Origin of the sequence: Domibacillus mangrovi, from assembly GCF_001906925.1 — a bacterium.
Classification (GTDB): Bacteria; Bacillota; Bacilli; order Bacillales; family Domibacillaceae; genus Domibacillus; species Domibacillus mangrovi.
The window spans coordinates 44,318-65,792 of sequence record NZ_MRWQ01000009.1 but is presented as its reverse complement, the minus strand read 5'-3'; the positions used below and the strand labels follow the sequence as shown (position 1 = coordinate 65,792).

Sequence of the window (21,475 nt, the reverse complement as noted above, 5' to 3'; positions counted from 1 at the left end):
AGGTGAAATTACACAAATCAGCAAAAGAACCTGAGCTGTATTACTACTTTAATTCAAGCAATGAAAAACTGTGGATGTTTCGGCATAAGTATTATGATGCAGTTGGAAAGCGGAGAGAAAAGAAGAAAAGCGGCTTCCCAACAGAAAAAGCAGCATTGAAAGCCTTACTGGAAGTAAAGGCTGCAACGCTGCGTGGTGAAACAAAACATATAGAACATGATAACTTAACGGTTGCCCAATGGCTAGATATATGGTTTGACATGAATAAAGGGAAATGGAAAGTCACATCATGTAAGCAGCGAGAACTTGCAATTAAACATCAAATGAAGCCGCTACTAGGACATTACAAGCTACAAAAATTAGACAAACAAACGTATCAAAAAGTGTATATTAATGAACTTGAAAAGAAATACAAACCTAGCACCGTTCGACTATTCCACAATTTATTTAAAATCGCAGTGAATGCAGCAGTGGAAGAAGAAATATTATTGCGTAATCGGTTCACTAAGGTTGTACTTTCTCAAACTGTGGATTCTGAAAAAGCGGAAACCAGCGAAAACTACTTAACACCTGAACAACTTAGCCGTTTTCTCTGTACCGCTAAAGAGCAAGAGAGCATGACAAACTATATGTATCTGCTCATTATTTCATATACAGGTATGAGACGTGGCGAAGCATTAGGCATCCAATGGCAGAATGTTGATTTCAAAAATAATGCTATCACCATTGAGCGCACTAGAGATGCAAAGGGTGTCCGCTCCCCAAAAACTAAGAATAGTTACAGAACGATCATGGTTGATCCAGCTATCATGAATCAATTGGAAAGTTACAAAACATGGTGTAAACAAGCATTATTAAAAAACGGTAAAAAAATGAATGACGAAAAAGATGATACGTTTGTTTTCATCAATGGAGATACCGCTACCCCAATTGCAGATACTACACTTTTGTATATGTTCCGCAGAGTGTTAAAAAAGGCGGGTCTTCCTGATGTGACAATACATGGATTACGCCACACTCATGCCACTATTTTGTTAAGTCAAGGAATGAACGTGAAAGTCATTGCTGAACGGTTAGGAAATACACCAGCTATGATTTATGACATTTATGGTCACGTTTTGAAGGAATTAGAGCAGGAAACTGTATCGGTGTTTAGCCGTAGTTTAGAAGTGGTTGGGGCTAAAAGTGGGGCAAGTAAGTAATGAAAATCGCTCAAAGTGTTGATATATAAGGATTCTTCAAAGGGTATGAGTTCTACTCTCGTTAATAGCAAGCTAATAAAACCGCCTTTCCGTTTAGGATTGGCGGTTTTATTATGCAACAAAAGAACTGCTCAATATTATGAGCAGTTCTTTTGATTATTTATATTGAATTAAGTAGTATTTCTTTTTCCCTCGGCGGATGACGGTGAAACGGCCATCCACTTTATCTTCATTCGACAGTATATATGCTGTATCTGTCATTTTCTCTCCGTTGATTGAAACGGCTCCATTTTGCACATCTTCACGTGCCTGACGTTTTGATGGTGAAATACCCGCCGCGACAAGAAGATCCACGATATTGGGAATATCACCTTCCTGCACATATGTCGGTACATCTTTCAAGCCTTGTTCGATTTCATCTGCTGATAATGATTTAATATCTCCACTAAATAACGCTTTCGTAATACTTTCCGCCTGTTTTAATGCATTATCTCCATGAATAAGACGTGTCATTGCTTCTGCGAGTGCTTTTTGCGCTTTGCGAAGATGCGGTTCTTCGTTTACAGATGTTTCAAGCGCTTCAATTTCAGTCTGCTCCAAGAACGTGAAAATTTTCAAGTAGTGTACAACATCTGCATCTGCCGTGTTAATCCAGAATTGATAAAATTCGTACGGAGATGTCTTAGACGGGTCGAGCCAGATGGCACCGCTTTCTGTTTTGCCAAATTTTGTTCCGTCTGATTTTGTGACAAGCGGAATTGTAAAGCCATACGCCTGCTCGCTTTCCGGATTCATTTTTCGAATCATCTCAAGTCCAGTCGTAATATTGCCCCATTGATCACTTCCGCCAATTTGCATGCGGCAGTTATGATTTTTATTCAAATAGTAAAAATCCATCGCCTGCAAAATCGTGTACGCAAATTCTGTAAATGAAATGCCGCTCTCAAGGCGTGATGATACCGTATCTTTCGCCAACATGTAATTAACACCGATATTTTTTCCAAAGTCACGAAGGAATGTGACGACATCCATCGAACCGATCCAGTCATAATTGTTAACTAAGAGCGCGCCGTTATCGCCATCCACCGAAAAAATTTTCTCCAGCTGTGCACGTAAACCATCAACATTTTTTTGCACTTGCTCCATCGTCTGCAACGTGCGCTCTTCTTTTTTACCGCTCGGATCGCCGATCGTACCTGTTGCCCCACCAACTAATACAATTGGTTTATGGCCGTGTTTTTGAAAACGGCGCAGCGTTAAGAATGGAAGCAAATGGCCAATATGCATGCTGTCAGCTGTCGGATCAACACCGCAGTATAGCGCTATTTTATCTTTTTGAAGTAATTTTTCAATGCCCTCTTCATCGGTTTGCTGGTAGACAATACCTCTCCACTGTAAATCTTCTAACAATTCCATATTCATCTCTCCTTTTTTCAAATAAAAAGCGTCCCTGCATGATCATGCAGGGACGCTAACGCGCGGTACCACCCAAACTTGAGAAACTTGATTTCTCCACTTAAACCGGTAACGACGGTTACGTCAGCCGCTACTAAAAATTCACGGTGAAAGCTCCAGGAGGTAATTCATCCATCTGTTTGTGCTTTCTTTCACCGGCCGAAAGCTCTCTAAAAACAGTGACAGTGGACTACTTATTCCGTTCAACGCTTTATTTATTTTATATACAGAAACATTGTAGCGAGCTTATTTCTGTTTGTCAAACTGAATTGATGACCGTTCGGCGTATTTTTTAACCACTCAAACCCATCTCTGACCATTCACAAAAACAAAAGCTGCCCCGAAAATCGGAACAGCTGAAAACGCATTAATCTTCCATTGAAGAAAGATCACCTGTTGGCAAATTGAGTTCCCATGCTTTCAAGACACGGCGCATAATTTTACCAGAACGCGTTTTTGGAAGCTTGTCGCGAAATTCAATTTCACGCGGTGCAGCATGTGCCGCGAGGCCGTTTTTCACGAATTGGCGGATTTCTTCTTTCAGCTCATCTGATGGCTCGTAGCCGTCACGAAGCGCAATGAATGCTTTAATGATCTCGCCGCGGACCGGGTCTGGTTTCCCAATAACACCTGCTTCTTGAATGGCTGGATGTTCAACGAGTTTACTTTCCACTTCAAACGGTCCAACCCGCTCGCCCGCCGTCATAATAACATCATCAACACGGCCTTGAAACCAGAAGTAACCGTCTTCATCCATGTATGCGGAGTCGCCTGATACGTACCAGTCACCCTGCATAAAATAGGACTCGTATTTTGCTTCGTTGTTCCAAATCGTCTTCATCATCGCCGGCCAGCCTTTTTTAATTGCGAGGTTCCCCATCCGGTTTGGCGGCAGTTCATTTCCTTGATCATCAACGATCGCTGCTTTCACACCTGGAATCGGTTTACCCATTGAGCCTGGACGAATATCCATTGCCGGATAGTTACAAATAACTTGCGCGCCTGTTTCAGTCATCCACCATGTATCATGAATGCGTAAGTCAAATACTTTTTTGCCCCAGCGGACGACTTCCGGGTTAAGCGGCTCGCCAACGCTTAAAATATGGCGGAGTGAAGATAGGTCAAATTTTTTCACGATTTCATCGCCTGCGCCCATTAGCATACGGAATGCTGTTGGTGCACTATACCAGACTGTCACTTTATATTCTTCAATTGTTCCATACCATGTTTCCGGACTGAAACGCCCTCCAACAATGACGTTTGTTGTACCTGTCAGCCACGGTCCAAAGATCCCATAAGCTGTCCCTGTTACCCAGCCAGGGTCAGCTGTGCACCAATAGACGTCATTTTCTTGTAAATCCAGTACCCATTTCGCTGTTTGATACTGTTGAATCATCGCATTATGTACGTGCAAAACACCTTTTGGCTTGCCTGTTGAGCCTGATGTGTAATGAAGAAGCAATCCGTCATTACGATCCACCCATTCAATATCAAACTCATCTGATGCTTCGTTCCATTTCGATTGAAAATCAATATGTTTGTCGTCTTCTTCAACACGGTCTGCCACGACAAATACTTTTTCAAGATGCGGCAGTTCGCTCACTGGAATACGTTCAAGCAAATCCGATGTCGTAATGATCACTTTCGCTTCGCTGTCTTCCAGACGGTCTCGGACAGCTCCTTCCATAAACGCTTCAAACAATGGGCCTACGATGGCACCTGCTTTAATCGCTCCGATAACGGCAAAATAAAGCTCTGGTGATCGCGGCATAAAAATAAAAACTCGATCTCCTTTTTTTACATTTCCGTACTCTTTTAACACATTAGCTGATTTATTTGAATTCATCTTCATATCTGCAAATGTGTATTTCTCATTCCGATTTGCATCACGATAATAAAGGGCTACTTTATCTTTTTTGTCAGATTCGGCATGACGGTCAATCGCTTCATAAGCAGCATTTACTTTTCCTGTTTCAGACCATGAAAAAGCCTTCTCTGCTTCTTTCCAATCAAAAGAAGCATATGTCTCTTCATAACTTTTTAAATTATAATTCCCCTGGCCTGCTGGGAGCGCTTCCAATCTCATAATCCGATTCCCCTTTATGTATAGATTAACAAAAATATTATATAATACTTTTAACCTTTTCTCAATTTTTTCAAAATTCTTTTTGTTAAGATTATATTGATTATTTGAAAGTTTTTTGATAATGCCTTATTTTATAGAGAATGAAGTATAATGTTTAATACAGATAATTGTAAAGGCGGTGATCTAATGGAGCACAGTAAAACGTATCATTCAAAAGATGTGGAAATACCGGCCGGAAAGCTATTTATTGAAGGGCCTGTCACGGCAGAATCACTTTCACAATATGATTTCCATGAAGGGCTTGTCGCATTTCGTCAACCCGAACAACAACACAAAGCACTTGCTGAAATTGCAGAACTTCCCGAGGGACGAATTATCATTACAAGAAACGGTAATACCATTGTCGGGTATGTCACATTTTTATATCCGGACCCGCTTGAACGCTGGTCTGAAGCGAAAATGGATAATTTGATCGAACTCGGGGCGATTGAAGTCGCTCCTGAATTTCGTGGTGCACGCGTCGCTCAACACATGCTTAAGGTAGCGATGATGGATGATCAAATGGAAGACTATATTGTCATCACAACCGAATATTACTGGCACTGGGATTTAAATGGAACTGGTTTAAATGTATGGGAATATCGAAGAATAATGGAGAAGATGATGAATGTTGGCGGACTCGTCTGGTACGCAACGGATGACCCCGAAATCAGCTCCCATCCCGCTAACTGCTTAATGGTGCGAATTGGTGCACGTGTTGATCAAGACTCGATTCAAAAATTTGATCAAATAAGGTTCATGAATCGGTTCATGTATTAATAAACCAAGGAGGACTGACAGATGATTGTAGAAGAAGTTATGCAAGTAAACGTACATACGTTATCACCAGATGACACGATTGCGACAGCACTTCAGCTTTGCCGTGATCATAAAGTCCGCCATATTCCGATTACTGATAAAGAAGGTGCCCTCGTCGGGCTTGTGACCGATCGTGATATTAAAGACGCGACACCTTCGATTTTGCAGAAAGAAACCGGTGAAGAAGAATTAAATAAACCGCTCCGTCTAATTATGGAGAAAAATGTGATTACCGGTCACCCACTTGATTTTGTGGAAGACATTGCTGCAACATTTTATGAACATAACATCAGCTGCATGCCCGTCGTTCAAAATGGTGACATTGTTGGCATTTTAACTGAAACGGATGTGCTGCATACATTTGTTGAATTAACAGGCGTCAATCAGCCAGGTTCACGCATTGAAGTAAAAGTACCGAATAAAGCGGGTATGCTGTTTGAAATTTTACAAGTACTCAATCCCCGGCGTGCGAATATTCATAGTGTTCTCGTTTATCCAGATCGAAACGATGAAAACTATAAAGTGATTGTGTTCCGCATTCGGACGATGAATCCAATCGGGGTAGTCGACGACTTGAAAAAAGCAGGTCATCATGTTCTCTGGCCAAATATGCCGGGAGTGAGCTCATGAAACATGATGCTGTCTTCGTACATTCTGATCAATTATTAGGCTATCGGTTTTCAGAAAATCACCCTTTCAATCAGTTTCGGCTTACGTTGACGATTGATTTGCTTCGTAAAATGGGTGCACTAAATGAAAGCGACATCGTCGAACCTCGCAACGCAACGGATGATGAATTAGCGCTTATCCACGATCGTGAGTACATAGATGCAGTCAAAAAAGCAGGTCGAGGTGAATTATCTGAATCGGCCGGTGACGGTTACGGGCTTGGCACAGAAGATACGCCGATGTTTGAAGGGATGCACGAAGCGAGCGCTCTCCTTGTCGGCGGTACTTTAACCGCAGCAGATCAAGTCATGTTGGAAAAAGCCAATCACGCCCTACATCTAGGTGGTGGACTTCATCACGGTTTCCGTGGCAAAGCTTCGGGCTTTTGCATTTATAACGATAGCTCGGTGGCCATTAAATACTTGCAGGAAAAATACAAAGTGCGTGTATTATATGTTGATACAGATGCACATCACGGTGACGGCGTTCAATGGTCTTTTTACGACGATCCGGATGTATGTACATATTCTATTCATGAAACAGGTCGCTATCTTTTCCCTGGCACCGGGAACGTAAATGAACGTGGCCACGGACAAGGATACGGATATTCATTTAATGTACCGCTGGATGCGTTTACAGAAGATGAATCATGGCTCGATTCGTATGAAACCACACTTCGTGCAGTAACACACTTTTTTAAACCAGATGTCATCGTAACGCAAAATGGAGCCGATTCTCATTATTATGATCCGCTCACTCATTTATCAACGTCGATGAACATTTATAAGCGTATTCCGGAACTGGCGCACGAACTAGCACATGAATATTGCGATGGCCGTTGGATAGCAGTCGGTGGTGGCGGTTATGATATATGGCGGGTCGTGCCTCGTGCTTGGTCACTTCTCTGGTTGGAAATGAGTGGTCAGACTCATTTGATCAATCACTTTCCCAAGGAGTGGACTAAACAGTGGCAACAAACAGCCCCTCATCCTCTTCCTGTTAGTTGGACTGATCCAGACAATATGTATCCTGTTATTCCACGAAAAGAAGAGATTAATGAGAAAAATCGTTTAACAGTAGAAAAGCTGTTATATCCGATCCGCGACCATAAAAAATAAAAGAGACGCATTCCGGGAGGCTATGACCGGGGCTGCGTCTCTTTTACTTTATCGTCCAATACCGGATCAATCATAATAATTTCGACTCGGCGGTTTTTCTGCATGTTCTCTTCTGTTGTGTTTGGCACAAGTGGTCTCGTATCTGCATATCCGACCGCCACAAAGCGCGCCGGCTCTAGGGAAAATTCATTAATAAAATACCGAATGACACTCGATGCACGGGAAGTGGACAGTTCCCAGTTAGATGGATAAACGGCACTTTGAATCGGCCTATTATCTGTGTGTCCTTCTACTTTAATCATGTTCGGCATATCGGCAAAAAGCGTGCCGATTTTCTCCATATATGTATACGATCCAAGCGTTAATGCTGCTTTACCGCTGTCAAACAAAAGCTTTTCTTCCAGCACAAGCACGACGCCGCGTTCATCACGTATCACGTCCGCTGTTTGCCCCAGGTCATTTTCTTGTAAAAATACCTTTATTTCTTCGTAAAGCTGATCAAGTGACGCTTCACCACCAGGTTTTATCTCTTCATTTGGATACTCTCCCGGAACAATTGACGAATTTTCGTCAAATGATTGCTGATCGCGAAACGACTCCGAAATCTTTTGAAACTTCGCTTTATCAATTTGCGACATTGAAAACAGCAAAACGAAAAAAACAAGAATAAGCGTAACGAGATCGGAAAAGGTCACCATCCACTTTGGCCCGGCGCTTTTCTTTGCAGGAGCCCGGTGCTTTCTTCTCATTTCTCAATCTCCTCTTCTGCTTTTTCACCTTTACCCTTGCTGTAGGGATCTATTAAAAACACGTTCAATTTTTCACGAAGCATATTCGGGTTTTGCCCAGACTGCACACCTGCTACCCCTTCAATAATAATTTGACGGTAAAATACTTCCTCTTCTGTTTTTAATTCCAATTTAGATGCCATTGGCAAAAAAACAAGGTTAGCAAGAAGCGATCCATATAACGTCGTCAATAGCGCAATAGCCATATTCGGACCTAGTAATGCGGGATCATTTAAATTTTTCAGCATAAGTACAAGACCAATCAGTGTCCCGATCATTCCCCATGAGGGCGCATATTCACCTGCTTTTTCTACAATGAGCCGCCCTTTTCGATGTCGTTCTTCTAGCGCATCCGTTTCAGCCATCATAATCTCAACAAGTTCTTCTTGTTCAATACCATCGACCGCAAGTAAAATACCTTTTTGTAATAAAGGTTCATCTTCCTTTTGAAGACCCGACTCTAAAGACAACAAGCCTTCGCGGCGGGCTATCTCTGACAGCTGCACAAGACGATTAATCAATGCTGAAATATCACGCGGCTCTTCCATAAATGATTCTTTCATTACATGGAAAAAGTGTTTTAGATCTTTCAATGGAAAATTGATCAATAATGCCGCCATTATGCCGCCAATGACAATACAGAAAGAAGCAAAATCAATAAATGTAGCAAACCCCATTACACCACCGCTTGAAATGATCGCAAACGCGACAAGAGTCAAACCTACTGCCATTCCGAGCGGCGTTAACATGTCCAGCTTTTTCATTTTTTTAACCGTCCTATCCTTTATTAAACTTTCGTTGAACCCCGTTTTTCAATACGGTGCGGTAGGACAACAACGGGATTATCGACTTCTTCTTTGTTCATTAATTTCGTCAATAGGCGCATCGCTACAGCCCCAATATCATACAATGGCTGCACAACCGCTGTTAGCTGCGGACGTACCATAAGCGATAGTTTTGTTGAATCAAAACTGATCACTTCCAAATCATTCGGTATATTTAAGCCATCATCTTGTGCCCCGTGAACGACACCGAGCGCCATCTCATCATTATAGACAAGAACCGCTGTTGGCCTGCCATTCACATCATGCAGCTTCTGCCATGCCTCTAGACCCGAATCATACGTATAGTCTCCCTCTATAACAAGCTCTTCAGCATAAATTCCTGCTTCTTCAAGAACTTCTTTATACGAAGCAAACACATAAGATGTATTGATCACATCATGGAACGGGCTAGCCACATATGCAATGCGTGTATGCCCCTTATCTATTAAAAGCTGAACAGCTTCACGCGCTGCTTCTTTATAGTCGATTGTAACAGATGGTGCCTTGCCTGTCTGTTCCACGGATCCAGCCAGTACAATCGGTACCGGAGAACGATCAAATTCTTTTACATGCTCATCATTAATGTGATTTCCCATAAAAATAAGGCCGTCTACTTGTTTGCCAAGCATCGTTTGAATAAGGCGCATTTCTTTCTCTTCATTTTGATCCGAGTTGCTTAAAATAATATTGTACTTATACATTGTCGCAATATCTTCAATTCCTCGCGCAAGTTCTGCATAAAAAATATTTGAGATATCTGGAATAATCAAACCGACTGTCGTTGTTTTTTTACTGGCAAGTCCCCGTGCAACTGCATTTGGACGATAGCCAAGACGTTCAATAACTTCATTGACTTTCTTTCTCGTTGCAGGTTTTACATTTGGATTTCCATTTACTACACGCGATACGGTTGCCATCGATACACTTGCTTCTCGTGCTACATCATAAATGGTAATATTCATATGGGTTTCACTCCTTCTTGTTTCCTTCTCTCTATATTAACGAAAAAAGACTCCTGTGCAAATACAGGAGTCTAAATTTTATGATTTTACAGGTATGGATTTAAGAATTTCCGTGTAAAATTCATCAAATTGTTGTAAATTCATTTGTTGAGCCGCATCTGAAAGGGCTACAGCTGGGTCTGGATGTACTTCTGCCATGATGCCATCTGCACCAATCGCAAGTCCTGCTTTTGCTGCCGGAAGAAGAAGATCACGACGGCCTGTTGAATGCGTAACATCAACGAAGACTGGAAGATGTGTTTCTTGCTTCAAGATCGGCACAGCTGTAATGTCAAGCGTATTACGTGTTGCACGCTCATACGTACGGATACCGCGCTCACAAAGAATAACTTGATCATTGCCTTGTGCTAAAATATATTCTGCCGCATTGATGAACTCATCAATTGTTGCAGCAAGACCACGTTTTAAGAGAATTGGCTTTTTAACAGAACCTGCTGCTTTTAAAAGCTCAAAGTTTTGCATGTTACGCGCACCAATTTGAATGACATCAATGTATTCGCATGCCATTTCAACATCAGCTGGATTAACGATTTCACTGATAACAGCAAGATCAAATTCATCGGCTACACGCTTCAAGATTTTCAATCCTTCAAGACCAAGACCCTGGAAGTCGTACGGTGATGTACGTGGTTTGAAAGCTCCACCGCGCATCATTTTCAAGCCTTTTCCTTTAATCGATTTTGCCACTTCAGCAACTTGTTCATATGACTCTACTGAACATGGACCAAATACGAATGTCGGTGTACCATTGCCTACTTGATGACCGCGAACAGTAACGATCGTATCGCTTTGTTTCTTTTTACGAGAAACGAGAAGTGCTTTTCGATGATCATCCTCTTGCAATTCAAGACTCGCTTTGAAAATTTCTTTAAAAATATGTTCAACCGTTGAACGTTCAAACGGTCCATCATTTTTTTCTAAAAGTGTGTTAAGCATCGAACGCTCGCGGACTGGATCATAGCGATTCACGCTTTGTTTTTCTTTGATTCGGCCTATATCTTGTACAAGCTCTGCACGCTCGTTAATTAGCTTTAAAATTTGGACGTTCATCTCGTCCACTTTACCTCTCAGTTGGTCCAGTTCTTGGTTGCTCACTTTTATCATCCTTCCGCAAGTAGAAATTCAAATTATTCTCGCAATTAACGTTAAAGAGGAGTGCCCTTTAAAAGCCGGTGCGAGTTATTAACGTTATTATAATTCATCCATTTCGAATTGTCACGAAAAACTTGCTTTATTAATTAAACGCTTTTAAGCACTAAAGTAATTTCGTGTAAAAAAACCAGACAAAATGCGTCTGGACAACGTTTTAGCGAATCGCTGCTAAATTACTCTTCGTAATTTTCCAGTGGGATTCATCCCATTTAGGCTTGCCTTCTTTAAAAAAAATGACTTGTGGCGACTGGTGGCGAATGCCTGCCGTTTCCGCAATGTAGTTTGATAGTTCACGCGAATCCTGTACAGCTAGATAATATCCTGTTTGATTTGTTTCTTCATTTAAAAATGCTTCATATTCATCAAATGCAGCTGCACTTATTGGACATGTTATACTATGTTTTAACAAAAAAAAGGCTTCTTTTTCTTTAATCAACTGTTCAAATTGGGCAATTACGTCAATCTTCTCCATTCTAAATCCTCCTTGAGTCAAAAAGAAGCTGGAACAAGCCCAGCTTTTTATTATCTATTAGTTGCTTTCCTAATGTTTTTATTATTATGGTTACTGCCATTGGTATTACTGTTAGTACTGTTTGAGCCGCTGTTTGACTTTTTCTCATCGATTCCTTTGCCAGCTGGGTCAGTCCATCCTTCTGATTTTGGTTTTTGAGAGGTATCTGTTGTATCAGCAGAAGCTAATACACTGGACGAATTTTCCATATCATCAAATGCTTTTTTCGTTTCATCAAGTTTGCTTTTGGCAGCATCAGCTGTTGTGTCTACTGTGTCTTTTACTGCACCATCCACATTTTCGACAATAGAATTTGCGTCTGCGTCCTCTTCATTTCCTAAAGCAGAATTTGCCGACTTGTCGCCTGATTTTAATGATTTCACTTTATCAACAATCGCTGTCGATTGCTCTTGAACTGTTTTTGTTAAAGTAGACGTCTTATCTTTAGCTGTATCTGTCAATCCGCTTGCACGTTCCTTTAATGAACCTGCCTGCACGTTCAAATCATCGCGTAGTTCACGTCCTGATTTTGGTGCAACCATGAGTGCCGTCGCCGCGCCGATAAACGCGCCACACAATGCACCGATAATAAAATCTTTTGTGTTGATTGAATCGTCATTATTGTAGCGGTCTGTATTCAAGTCTAAATTGTCATACTGTGGTTGCTTTGTTGCGGTTGCATCGTTCTTTTTAATATTGAATTGATCATATGTGTTATTATTTCTCATAAATAAAACGCTCCTTTTGTTTTATAGATTATTTTGATACTGATTTGTGTTTGTGCTGACAGGAAGTACTTCATTACGACCAGCTGACGAAGTCTGATTCGTACGTCCCTCTTTATCTTCTTTAAACTTATCCACCATTTGTTTCACAACATTGCCCCATTGGACAGCCTGTGAAATTTTGTACTGGTTTTTCTCAACTTGTGAAGCCACTGTCGTCGTTACTTTTCTTAGAGATTGATTCAAATTATGAACAGATGATCCAACATCTTTCACTGCATAAACCACTGTGTTGAGCTGTTCCGTTTTATGCTGGACATCTTCAGCTAATACATTTGTTTTATGTAGCAGTTCTGCTGTTTCCGCTGTCACATCTTTCAATTGTCCTTCCAGACGGTCTACTGTCCGAGACAGCGTGTCGAGCGTGTTATCGACTGATTTTAATGTTTTGGACAAATTAATGACCAAAATAAGAAACGCAATTGCCGCAACAGCTGCGCTTAAGTAAAGAATGATTTCCACTCCGTGACACCTCCTGCATGTTATATTTAATAAAATTACCCTGTTCTGCTAAATCTAAACACTAATAATATTCTTTAAAATTCTCTTTTTTCCTTCTTTTGCACAAAAATAGCGATCGTCGTACAATGAAATAGATGAAATGGAGGCGTTTTTTATGAAAGATGCAAGAATTCAAACATTGGCAGCCAATTTAATTAACTACTCATGTGAGATTCAGCCGGGTGAAAAAGTGTTAATTGAAAACTTTGGTCTTCAGCGTGAGCTTGTCACAGCACTTGTTGAAGAAGCATATAAAGCAGGCGGATGGCCATTTGTTTTATTGAAAGATCACCGTGTTGATCGTTCACTTTTAATGGGTGCAGTAGACAAACAGTTTGATTTAATGGCGGATTTCGAAGCAAATATGATGAAAGAAATGGATGCATACATCGGACTCCGTGCCGGCGACAATATTAATGAACACGCAGATGTTCCAGCAGAAAAAATAAAAATCCAAGGGAATACAGTCGGTAAAAAAGTACATCGTGATATTCGTGTGCCGAAAACGAAATGGGTTGTTTTAAGATATCCTACAACATCAATGGCACAACTCGCCAAAATGAGCACAGATGCATTCGAAGATTTTTATTTTAACGTGTGCAACCTTGATTATCGAAAAATGGCGGCCGCTATGGACCCGCTTGTTGAATTGATGAACCGGACCGATCAAGTTCATTTGAAAGGACCTGGGACCGATTTAATATTTTCCATTAAAAATATTCCAGCAATTAAGTGTGCCGGCCGTTTAAATATTCCAGATGGCGAAGTATATACAGCACCCGTTCGCGATTCCGTGAATGGCGTTATTTCATACAATACACCATCTCCATATAACGGTTTTACGTTTGAGAATGTGAAGTTACGGTTTGAAAATGGAAAAATTATAGATGCCCATGCCAATGACGTAAAACGAATTAATACGATTTTTGATACAGACGAGGGCGCTCGCTTTATTGGTGAATTTGCGATAGGTGTCAATCCATATATACTGCATCCGATGCAAGATATTTTATTTGATGAAAAGATCGCTGGAAGTTTCCATTTTACACCAGGTGAATGTTATGAAGAAGCATACAACGGCAACCATTCAAATATTCACTGGGATATGGTGAACATTCAACGTCCAGAATATGGCGGCGGTGAAATCTGGTTTGACGATGTTTTGATCAGAAAAGATGGGTTGTTCGTCTTGCCTGAGCTGGATGGTTTGAATCCGGATAACTTGAAGTAAAGGTGTGTAGTTAGCAACGAAAAAACACCCTTCGCTAAAACCAGCGAGGGCGTTTTTCTGTTATGCACTATATTGTTCGTACGCAGCCTGGAACTTTTGAATATCACCGGCGCCCATGAAAATAAGAACGCTTGATTCGTGTTCTTCAAGCACTGCTGTGCCCTCTTCTTTCATTAATCTTGCTCCCGGAATTTTCTTCTGCAAATCTTCAATCGTCAGCTTGCCATGATTTTCACGGGCTGAGCCAAATATATCGCATAAATAAACCGCATCTGCTTTATTTAAAGTGTCTGCGAATTCATCAAGAAAGGTTTGTGTCCGTGAGAATGTATGTGGCTGGAAGACAGCCACAATTTCACGGTCCGGATACTTTTGACGAGCTGCATTAATGGTTGCGCGAATTTCTGTTGGATGATGCGCATAGTCATCAATCAACACTTGGCCGCCTACTTTCTTTTCCGTAAAACGGCGCTTCACACCTGAGAAGGTTAGGAGACGCTCTTGCACAATATTTGTATCAATTTCTTCATATTGACAGAGACCGATGACGGAGAGCGCATTTAAAATATTATGGTCTCCATAGCCTCGAATACGGAAATTTGCATAGTATTCGTTGCGCACAAAGACATCAAAAGTTGTACCATTTTCGTCAAACGAAGCGTTGCGGGCCTGAAAATCATTTTCTTCACCAAAACCGTAAAATACAACGGGTACGTTTGCTTGAATACCTTGTAAATATTCGTCATCACCACATGCAAAAATCGCTTTTTTCACCTGCTTTGCCATTTCCTGAAAAGCAGAGAATACGTCGTCGACATTGGCAAAATAATCCGGATGATCAAAGTCAATATTCGTCATAACCGCATAATCCGGTGCATATGATAAAAAGTGGCGGCGATATTCACACGCTTCAAATGCAAAATACTGTGCATCTTTTACTCCGCACCCTGTTCCATCTCCAATTAAGTATGATGTCGGCGCTGCACCGCTAATGACATGTGCCATTAAACCAGTCGTTGATGTTTTGCCGTGTGATCCGGTAATTGCTACACTCGTAAAATTTTGAATGAAGTCACCTAAGAACTTGTGGTAGCGAATAACCGGCACCCCGATTTCCTCTGCACGCTTAATTTCCTCGTGGTCATCACTGAATGCATTGCCAGCTACCACCGTCATGCCCTCTTGAATATTATCTTCGTTAAATGGCAATATTAAAATGCCTGCATCTTCAAGTGCTTTTTGTGTAAAAAACGTTTTTTCGATATCTGAACCTTGTACTGCATATCCTTTTTCGTGAAGAATATGCGCAAGGGCGCTCATTCCCGAGCCTTTTATTCCAACAAAATGATAGGTTATCATCATTAAACCTCCAACATTCTCTAACCTGCTACATACAGTATATGTATCATCGTTTATTTTGAAACGAATGGCAGTCAAATCATTGCATTTGTACATTATAGCACTTTTTTAAAATCATGACTATGCCACTTAAGTAACCGATGCCCTGGCACCGGTTTCTTAGTTTGTCCCACATTAACGGGCAGTAAGAACCCCGACTGAATGAAGTTTCACTTTATCTCTTTAAAAAAAGCAAACAGTTCTTCTTCAGATACGAGCACTTCACGCGGACGCCCGGCACGTTGACCCGAGACAAGTCCTTGTTCTTCCATCATTTCAATCAAGTTGGCTGCACGGTTGTATCCGACTTTTAACTTTCGCTGTAGCATCGATGTTGATGCCCCACCCTGCCGGACAACAAATTCACAAGCTTCTTGGAACAATTCATCCTCTTCATCTTGAACGACTGCTTTTTGCAGAAGTTCTTCTTGTTTAAATAAATACTCTGGTTTTTGCTGTTCTTTGACGAATCGAACAACTTCATCAATTTCGTCATTTGTAACAAATGTTCCTTGCAAACGAACGGCTTCACTCGCCCCGTTGTCTAAAAATAACATATCGCCTTTGCCAAGCAGCTTTTCTGCCCCTACCTTGTCTAAAATGGTACGAGAATCAATTTGTGATGATACAGAGAAAGCGATTCGCGTCGGAATATTTGCTTTAATAAGACCGGTAATAACATCAACAGACGGACGCTGAGTAGCGACGATTAAATGAATGCCGCAAGCACGCGCTTTTTGAGCAATTCGACAAATGGCTTCTTCCACTTCCGACGGGGCTATCATCATTAAATCAGCGAGTTCATCGATAACAATAACGAGATAGGGCAAATTTGGTTCATTAAATTCCGACTTCTCTACTTTCGCATTGTAGGAAGTGATGTCCCGTACACCAGCATGAACAAACAACTGATAACGACGCTCCATTTCTTCAACGGCCCACTTCAATGCCGCTGTAGCCGCTTTAACGTCAGTAATGACGGGGCTAGCCAAATGTGGAATTCCATTGTAAGGCGTCAACTCGACCATTTTCGGGTCAATGAGAAGCAGTTTTAATTCGTGCGGCGCCGCTTTATACAAAAGACTGACTAATATCGAGTTAATACACACACTTTTTCCTGAACCCGTTGCACCGGCAATTAGTCCATGCGGCATTTTTTGTAGATCCATTACGACGGGTTCCCCCGCAATATCAAGGCCAAGTGCGGACGCAAGCGGCGATTTAGCCAACTGAAATTTACTATGACTGATAATTTCACTAATAAAAACGGAGCGGCTTTTGTCGTTGGGCAGCTCAATGCCAACTACTTCAGTACCCGAAATCGGTGATTCAATCCGGAGTGTTCTCGCAGCTAGGCTGCGCTTTATATCGTCTGATAAGCTCGAGATTTTACTCACTTTTACGCCGATTGACGGTGTGACTTCAAATCGGGTAATGGCTGGTCCGGTCGTGACACCCGTTACTTTAGCATCAATATTAAAACTTTTAAACGTTTCATTTAATCGCTTTGTTTTTTCCGAGACCCATTCATCATCTATTGGCTTTTTTGATGGCGGTGTCAAAATAGAGAGCGACGGACGGTCAATGGCCTCTTCGATAACGACTCGTTCTGCCTTTTTCACGACTGTTTCTGGGACCTGTTTCATCGCCGAGACCGGTTTCTTTACTGGTTCCACTATTTTTTCACGATCTTTTTTCAGCATGATCACATTAAAAGGAGAATGTCGTCTTTCGCGTGATCGTTCCGGGCGGTCAGCTGACGGCCGTTTTTCCGATTCACTATGAACAGGCTCTCGTTTACTCACTATTTCCAGCGGCTTTTCTTGCTGCTTCATTTTCATCTGCGCCGGTTTTTCCGATTCAGACGGACGGCTTACGGTTTCTTTCGTCAATACAAGAAGCGGCTTTTCCTGTTCTTCCCGTTCTTCACTGCTGATGCTTCGTGCATCTTCTTCTGTTGGACGCGTGCGGAATCCATAAATCGGCGATGGTATTTCGGTTGGACGAAATGGCCCAGGTGTCTTACGCGAAGCGGCTGCAGGCCTCGGCTGTTCATAATGCTTTACAGGCTCTTCTGCTTCGATTTTACTTATGCGATCACGTTGTCTTTTACGCGGCAGTATCGGTTCATCGTCGCGCTTTACAGTCGGATAGCGGTAAGCGACACGCGTTGAAATTTGCTGCGCAGATGGTGCCGCATTGATCAACGGTACATGACGCTCCTTTTTTGATTTTACTTCTCTCTCCAGCAAATGCTGATTTGTTACATCATTTTTCATTTCTTGTTCATCGCGTTTTATTTCTTCACTCTTCAGTTGTTCAGTTTCATCTTCTTCGATTATGTAAATTTCTTCTCTAAAATAAGAGAGGATTTTTTTAAACATGTTCATTTTTAACCACTCTTTCCACTTGAAGTTTTCTTCATTGTAACAGCATTATGAGAATTGTTAACAGAAAAACAGCATTTTGGGAAATTAGATGGGGATAAAGTGATACTTCATTCAGCGGGGGTTTTCTTCATCCCCCACTGAATGAAAAATGAAACAGGAACTCAAGTAAAGAGCGCCGCGTCCTGCGGCAATACTTGAGTGACCGGCTTCAGCCGGCCCGAACCAATCGGGCTTTTACGGGCAGTTGATCCCCTGCTTATCCTTCTTTTCTTTTCGAAGTCTTGAAGAAGGGGGCTTACTGCCCGTTAATGCGGGATAAAGTGAATCTTTATTCAGTTACCGGGCTTTTACAAAATAAAAAAAGACCGTCCGTAAAAGATCAGTCTTTTTGCGGACGACTTTGTGCCATAATAAAAATCGGTTCGAGTTGACCTTCTTCATAAATAAACGAAAGAGCCGTAATGGGAACACGTCCAGCAGCGAAAAAGCTCATCGCCATCTGAGCGAGAATATCATAACCCGTCACATTGCGAATATCTCCGATAATCAGCACGTCGCCATGAGGAACAGACACGGTCATATCTCCCTCCACTTTTTCGCTCATCTCTTTTAAAAATCGATCGTTTAAAATACGGCTTGAATCATAGCCATCATTTGAATTCAAAAAATAAAAGATATTGCCAGCAACCGTGTCCTGCTTCATTTCTAGCGGAAGCGAGCGCAAATTGAATCGAGCGATTTCCCGAATCTGCCCCGCCGTCCATTTTTCCTTTGTCATCAGTTTTTCATCAATAAGCCGGTACGTTGTGCCAAGATCGACGGCATAATAAATGCGTGTTTCCGCTGTATGATTATCGTAAAAAAAGGGTACGCCTTCTTCTGCTTCTTTCGGAAACGAGGCCGCGCGAATAACGGGATAGATGCGTTTCTCTTTTTCTTCCTTTTTTCCAGAACCGTCAAACGCATTTAATGCTTCATTGACATAATACATTGTTTCTTCCGCTGCTTTTTCTACATTTCCTTCAAATTTAGCGAGAATACCGCCAAGTGTAACCGTTACGCCTTTTTTTGTATCGCTGTTTTCAAAACGCATTTCTTCTTTTTCCTGGTCAAACGTGATCGTCCGGTTATCCCTCTTTAATTGTTCTTCTAGCCTTCTTCTCAATTTATTCGTTTTCATACACATAATTCCTTCTTTCAGCTGTTTTTAATCGTATCAACCGTCGTTTTATCAAGTTCTGTAATAAGTTTCACGAGCAGTTCTTTCGCGGCTTCATAATCATCTGTATGAATAATCGATGAATGTGTATGAATATATCGGGAACAAATGCCTATTACTGCACTTGGTACGCCATTTCCCGTCGTATGAACGCGTCCGGCATCCGTTCCACCCGGTGAGACGAAATATTGATAGGGGATGCTATTTGATTCGGCTGTATCAAGCACAAACTCTCTCATGCCGCTATGCGTCACCATCGTTCCATCTAGTATGCGCAGCAGTACTCCTTTGCCAAGCTGGCCAAATTCAGTTTTATCGCCGGTTGTGTCATTCGCAGGGCTCGCATCAAGTGCAAAAAAGATATCTGGGTTAATTAAATGAGCGGCTGTTTGTGCACCTCGCAAACCAACTTCTTCCTGTACAGTCGCTCCTGAGTAAAGCATGTTCGGCACCGTTTTGCCATGCAATTCTTTTAACAGCTCAATCGCAAGCCCACATCCATACCGATTATCCCATGCTTTTGCCATGATTTTTTTCGGGTTGGCGAGCGGTGTAAAGGCCGATACAGGCAAGATAGACTGACCCGGCTTAATGCCAATCGCTTCAGCGTCTGCTTTATCGTCTGCTCCGATATCAATTTGCATATTTTTAATTTGCATCGGTTTATTGCGCTGGTCTTCTGTCAGCAAATGCGGTGGTGTCGATGAAATAACACCTTCTACTCGTCCTTTTTTCGTAAATATGTGAACACGCTGGGCAAGCATCGTCTGGCCCCACCAGCCGCCAAGCGTTTGAAATCGAATCATCCCGTTATCGGTAATAGCGGTTACCATAAAAGCAACTTCATCCATGTGACCCGCCACCATCACACGCGGCCCATTTTCATTACCTTCTTTGACGCCAAATAGGCTGCCGAGTCCATCCTGAATAATCGAGTCTGCATATGGCCCCATTTCATTCTTCATGAATGCGCGCACTGCATGCTCATTTCCTGGTGCACCCGGCAATTCTGTTAATGTTTTAAACATATCTTTCGTTTCCCGTTTCATGATCGATCTCCTCCCGGCACTTCTTTTTCGTTCATTATACCGGAAATAGTCCTCAGTTTGGAATGAAGTGCCTTTTAGTTTTCCGAAATGAAGAAATCCTGTATACTTTAAAAGGATATGAACAGAGAGACAGGGGGATAAAACATGATAAAGTGTGATCGTACAACTTTTTTGATCGGTGCAGCCGTTGGAGCAGCCGCTGCCGTTTTCATTCAAAAACAAACGTCTGGGTCAAAGAATACACCGCCTGAGAAAGTATTGAAACAAATTAAAGAAACATTTAAACAACAAGGTCCGATCAACGGCTCATGGATTCAAATGAAACCGGAAGATTACGCACATAATGGTTTTCAGGTTTCAGTGTATAAAGGCGGTATTTCCCGTCAAGGTGAAACCGGCAGTGAACAATTTGAATTTGCAGCTGATGCAAAAACAGGTACACTTTTAAACGTACATTCCATTCATTAATATAAAAAAGCTCAAACGGTCATGACCGTTTAAGCTTTTTTATCCCACTTTATAGATGCGGTTGAAATTTCGCTTCTGACCGGTAAATACGCTGGCCTTTTGCTGAAAATTTCTCTTCATATTCCGTCATCACATTGCCTTCAAACTTACTGTTGTGCAAGTCTAGACTGACATATGTAAGCAGCATACCGTATTCTGAAAAACTCTTCAGGGAATATTCAAAAAGGGCTTGATTATCCGTTTTGAAATGCACCTCGCCCCCTTCTGGCAACAGTTCTTCATACAAATTTAAAAATGATTTATACGTTAAACGACGCTTCGTATGGCGCGTTTTTGGCCACGGATCAGAGAAGTTTAAATACACTTGTTTTACTTCCCCTTTTTCAAAATAATTCAGAAGATCAGAACCATCGACATTTAATAATTTCAAATTCGGTACCTCTGCTTCAATTAATAAATCTAGTGCAGAGACAATAACACTTTCATACAGTTCAATGCCTATGTAATTAATGTCTGGGTTTTGTTTCGCCATACCGGTCACAAACTGGCCTTTTCCTGTACCAACTTCAATATGAATCGGATTATTGTTGCCGAAAACGTCATGCCAGTGGCCTTTTACATCAAACGACTCTGGAATAATATATTGCGGATGAGCATCGATTTTCTCACGTGCCCACGGTTTATTTCTTAAACGCATTGTACCTCGTCTCTCCATTTCTGTATAAAGTGAAACTTCATTCAGTGGGGGG

Annotated in this window: 20 protein-coding genes and 1 other annotated feature; of the genes, 6 read left to right on the top strand and 14 right to left on the bottom strand. The window is 41.6% G+C overall.

Going from position 1 to position 21,475, the window contains the following annotated elements; all coding sequences use genetic code 11:
• The first annotated feature begins 2 nt into the window (after window positions 1-2).
• Window positions 3-1,202, top strand: coding sequence for a tyrosine-type recombinase/integrase (locus tag BLL40_RS11475; protein WP_483863703.1), 1,200 nt, complete (start codon window positions 3-5; stop codon window positions 1,200-1,202).
• Window positions 1,203-1,358: 156 nt separating this feature from the next.
• Here the strand turns inward: BLL40_RS11475 and tyrS are convergent, their stop codons facing one another.
• Window positions 1,359-2,618 carry a tyrosine--tRNA ligase gene (tyrS, locus tag BLL40_RS11470; RefSeq protein ID WP_073712044.1) on the bottom strand — a complete coding sequence of 420 codons (1,260 nt, stop codon included), beginning with the start codon at window positions 2,616-2,618 and terminating at the stop codon, window positions 1,359-1,361.
• Window positions 2,619-2,663: 45 nt separating this feature from the next.
• Window positions 2,664-2,873: a binding site (T-box leader), on the bottom strand.
• 151 nt (window positions 2,874-3,024) lie between these two features.
• Window positions 3,025-4,743: an acetate--CoA ligase gene (gene acsA / locus BLL40_RS11465; protein WP_073712043.1), complete on the bottom strand. Its 1,719-nt coding sequence runs from the start codon at window positions 4,741-4,743 to the stop codon at window positions 3,025-3,027.
• A 186-nt stretch (window positions 4,744-4,929) separates the two neighbouring features.
• On the opposite strand from acsA, the gene BLL40_RS11460 reads away from it, so the two are divergent.
• Genes BLL40_RS11460 through BLL40_RS11450 form a run of 3 tightly spaced genes read left to right on the top strand, consistent with a single transcriptional unit; the run spans window position 4,930 to window position 7,388 of the window.
• Complete coding sequence (locus tag BLL40_RS11460; protein WP_073712042.1) at window positions 4,930-5,562, top strand: GNAT family N-acetyltransferase; 633 nt, start codon at window positions 4,930-4,932, stop codon at window positions 5,560-5,562.
• A gap of 21 nt (window positions 5,563-5,583) precedes the next feature.
• On the top strand, window positions 5,584-6,231 hold the full coding sequence (locus BLL40_RS11455; RefSeq protein ID WP_073712041.1) for an acetoin utilization AcuB family protein: 648 nt from the start codon (window positions 5,584-5,586) through the stop codon (window positions 6,229-6,231).
• Complete coding sequence (locus BLL40_RS11450; RefSeq protein WP_073712040.1) at window positions 6,228-7,388, top strand: acetoin utilization protein AcuC; 1,161 nt, start codon at window positions 6,228-6,230, stop codon at window positions 7,386-7,388. Before BLL40_RS11455 ends, BLL40_RS11450 begins: the two co-directional genes overlap by 4 nt.
• 20 nt (window positions 7,389-7,408) lie before the next feature.
• Here the strand turns inward: BLL40_RS11450 and motS are convergent, their stop codons facing one another.
• The 7 genes from motS to BLL40_RS11415 form a co-directional block, all read right to left on the bottom strand.
• Window positions 7,409-8,137, bottom strand: coding sequence for a flagellar motor protein MotS (gene motS / locus BLL40_RS11445; RefSeq protein WP_073712039.1), 729 nt, complete (start codon window positions 8,135-8,137; stop codon window positions 7,409-7,411).
• The gene (locus tag BLL40_RS11440; RefSeq protein WP_073712038.1) at window positions 8,134-8,940 is read right to left on the bottom strand and encodes a MotA/TolQ/ExbB proton channel family protein; all 807 of its coding nucleotides are present in this window, start codon (window positions 8,938-8,940) and stop codon (window positions 8,134-8,136) included. The genes motS and BLL40_RS11440 overlap by 4 nt, the downstream gene beginning before the upstream one ends.
• A gap of 23 nt (window positions 8,941-8,963) precedes the next feature.
• Complete coding sequence (gene ccpA / locus BLL40_RS11435) at window positions 8,964-9,962, bottom strand: catabolite control protein A (protein ID WP_073712037.1); 999 nt, start codon at window positions 9,960-9,962, stop codon at window positions 8,964-8,966.
• A 78-nt stretch (window positions 9,963-10,040) separates the two neighbouring features.
• Window positions 10,041-11,117, bottom strand: a complete 1,077-nt coding sequence (locus tag BLL40_RS11430) for a bifunctional 3-deoxy-7-phosphoheptulonate synthase/chorismate mutase (RefSeq protein WP_073712036.1) — start codon at window positions 11,115-11,117, stop codon at window positions 10,041-10,043.
• 211 nt (window positions 11,118-11,328) lie between these two features.
• Window positions 11,329-11,646 carry a bacillithiol system redox-active protein YtxJ gene (ytxJ, locus tag BLL40_RS11425; protein WP_073712035.1) on the bottom strand — a complete coding sequence of 106 codons (318 nt, stop codon included), beginning with the start codon at window positions 11,644-11,646 and terminating at the stop codon, window positions 11,329-11,331.
• A gap of 50 nt (window positions 11,647-11,696) precedes the next feature.
• Window positions 11,697-12,413 carry a YtxH domain-containing protein gene (locus tag BLL40_RS11420; RefSeq protein WP_073712034.1) on the bottom strand — a complete coding sequence of 239 codons (717 nt, stop codon included), beginning with the start codon at window positions 12,411-12,413 and terminating at the stop codon, window positions 11,697-11,699.
• Between the two features lie 21 nt (window positions 12,414-12,434).
• Window positions 12,435-12,932, bottom strand: coding sequence for a DUF948 domain-containing protein (locus tag BLL40_RS11415; protein ID WP_073712033.1), 498 nt, complete (start codon window positions 12,930-12,932; stop codon window positions 12,435-12,437).
• A 154-nt stretch (window positions 12,933-13,086) separates the two neighbouring features.
• On the opposite strand from BLL40_RS11415, the gene BLL40_RS11410 reads away from it, so the two are divergent.
• Window positions 13,087-14,202 (top strand): aminopeptidase, encoded by a 1,116-nt coding sequence (locus tag BLL40_RS11410; protein WP_073712032.1) that lies wholly within the window; start codon window positions 13,087-13,089, stop codon window positions 14,200-14,202.
• 60 nt (window positions 14,203-14,262) lie between these two features.
• Here the strand turns inward: BLL40_RS11410 and murC are convergent, their stop codons facing one another.
• The 4 genes from murC to BLL40_RS11390 form a co-directional block, all read right to left on the bottom strand.
• Window positions 14,263-15,561 carry a UDP-N-acetylmuramate--L-alanine ligase gene (murC, locus tag BLL40_RS11405; RefSeq protein ID WP_073712031.1) on the bottom strand — a complete coding sequence of 433 codons (1,299 nt, stop codon included), beginning with the start codon at window positions 15,559-15,561 and terminating at the stop codon, window positions 14,263-14,265.
• 209 nt (window positions 15,562-15,770) lie between these two features.
• A complete protein-coding gene (locus BLL40_RS11400) occupies window positions 15,771-17,990 on the bottom strand; it encodes a DNA translocase FtsK (RefSeq protein WP_073712030.1) in 2,220 nt (739 codons plus the stop codon).
• A gap of 379 nt (window positions 17,991-18,369) precedes the next feature.
• Window positions 18,370-19,176 carry a DUF1444 domain-containing protein gene (locus BLL40_RS11395; protein WP_073712029.1) on the bottom strand — a complete coding sequence of 269 codons (807 nt, stop codon included), beginning with the start codon at window positions 19,174-19,176 and terminating at the stop codon, window positions 18,370-18,372.
• Between the two features lie 11 nt (window positions 19,177-19,187).
• Window positions 19,188-20,258 carry a M42 family metallopeptidase gene (locus BLL40_RS11390; protein WP_073712028.1) on the bottom strand — a complete coding sequence of 357 codons (1,071 nt, stop codon included), beginning with the start codon at window positions 20,256-20,258 and terminating at the stop codon, window positions 19,188-19,190.
• A gap of 144 nt (window positions 20,259-20,402) precedes the next feature.
• On the opposite strand from BLL40_RS11390, the gene BLL40_RS11385 reads away from it, so the two are divergent.
• Window positions 20,403-20,726, top strand: a complete 324-nt coding sequence (locus tag BLL40_RS11385) for a peptidase M4 (RefSeq protein ID WP_073712027.1) — start codon at window positions 20,403-20,405, stop codon at window positions 20,724-20,726.
• A gap of 49 nt (window positions 20,727-20,775) precedes the next feature.
• Here BLL40_RS11385 and trmB read toward each other — a convergent pair whose 3' ends face one another.
• Complete coding sequence (gene trmB / locus BLL40_RS11380) at window positions 20,776-21,423, bottom strand: tRNA (guanosine(46)-N7)-methyltransferase TrmB (RefSeq protein ID WP_073712026.1); 648 nt, start codon at window positions 21,421-21,423, stop codon at window positions 20,776-20,778.
• Window positions 21,424-21,475: the final 52 nt, after the last annotated feature.